The following is a 1225-nucleotide window of genomic DNA, read 5'->3' as shown; positions in this document are numbered from 1 at the left end:
CTGGCTCAGCCGCCAGAGCACGAGGACCAGCCAGCCCACGAGCAGCGCGGCGACGACGCCCAGACCCAGCCGCGGCGTCTGCAGGGCCAGGCCGAGACCGGCGAAGCCGCCGAGCACCCAGGCCAGCTGCAGCACGGTCTCGGAGCGGGCGAACACGCTCGTGCGCACCGCCTCGCCGACGTCGCGCTGGATCAGCGCGTCCAGGCTCAGCTTGCCCAGCGACTGGCACAGCCCCACCGTCAGCCCGAGGGCGACGGCGGTGCCGAGCCCGTAGAGCAGCGCCGCGACCGTCACCACGACGACGTCCACGGCCAGCACGACGAGCACCGTCGTCTGCGGCCGGCGTGAGCGCAGGGCCGAGCCGAGGAGCACGCCGAGGGTGCTGCCCGCCCCGGCGGCACCGATCACCAGGCCCATGAGGATCGTGACCCGGTCCTCCCAGCCGGGGAACGGGTCCGACCGCAGGACGAAGGCCATGAACATGGTCAGGAAGCCCGAGAGGAACCGCAGGCCGACGTTGCAGCGCAGGCCGGTCACGACGTCCGGGCTGATGCGCACGCGGCGTCGGCGTCCGCGCGGCTCGTCGTCGCGGACGTCCTGCTCGCCCTCGGTGGAGTCCACGCGCGGGGGCAGCAGCACCGCCAGCACGGTGCCCACGACGAACAGCGCGAAGGCGTAGCGCAGCGCCCACTGCGGCCCGATCGCCGCCAGGCCGACCGCGACCGGTGCGGAGATCGCGGCGGCCCCGGTGCCGGTCAGCGAGATGCGCGAGTTGGCCTTGACGAGGGTGAACTCGCGGGGGAGCAGGCGGGGCACGGCGGACGCCCGCGTGACGCCGTAGGCCTTGGACGCGACGAGGCAGCCGAGCGCGGCGGGGAACAGGGCGGTCGACTCGGTGATGACCGCCCCGGCGGCCACCCAGGCGCAGAACGCCCGCACGGCCAGGGTCGCGCCGATCGCCCAGCGGCGTCCCCGGCGGAACCGGTCCAGGAACGGCCCGATCAACGGCGCGACGATCGCGAACGGCAGCATCGTCAGCAGCAGGAAGCGGGCGACGTCGCCGTGCGCCTCGTCGGTCGGGACGGTGAAGAAGAGGGTGCCGGCCAGCGACACCGCCACGGCGGCGTCGCCGGCGGTGTTGAAGGCGTGCAGCTCCAGCAGGCGGGCCAGGCCACTCTCGCCGGCGCCCTTCGCGTGGGTGAAGCGGCGGGCCCGGACGAACGCG

General features: G+C 74.8%; 1 protein-coding gene. It reads right to left on the bottom strand.

Annotated features, from left to right (window positions below; all coding sequences use genetic code 11):
- On the bottom strand, nucleotides 1-1225 hold a 1225-nt coding region (locus AC2W7G_RS16710), incomplete at both ends, for an MFS transporter (protein WP_485869430.1).

The sequence above is a fragment of the Aeromicrobium sp. PFPM2_SD2 genome, from assembly GCF_057364525.1.
The sequence above is the reverse complement of the archived record's forward strand: the minus strand, read 5'-3'. Positions and strand labels throughout refer to the sequence as shown.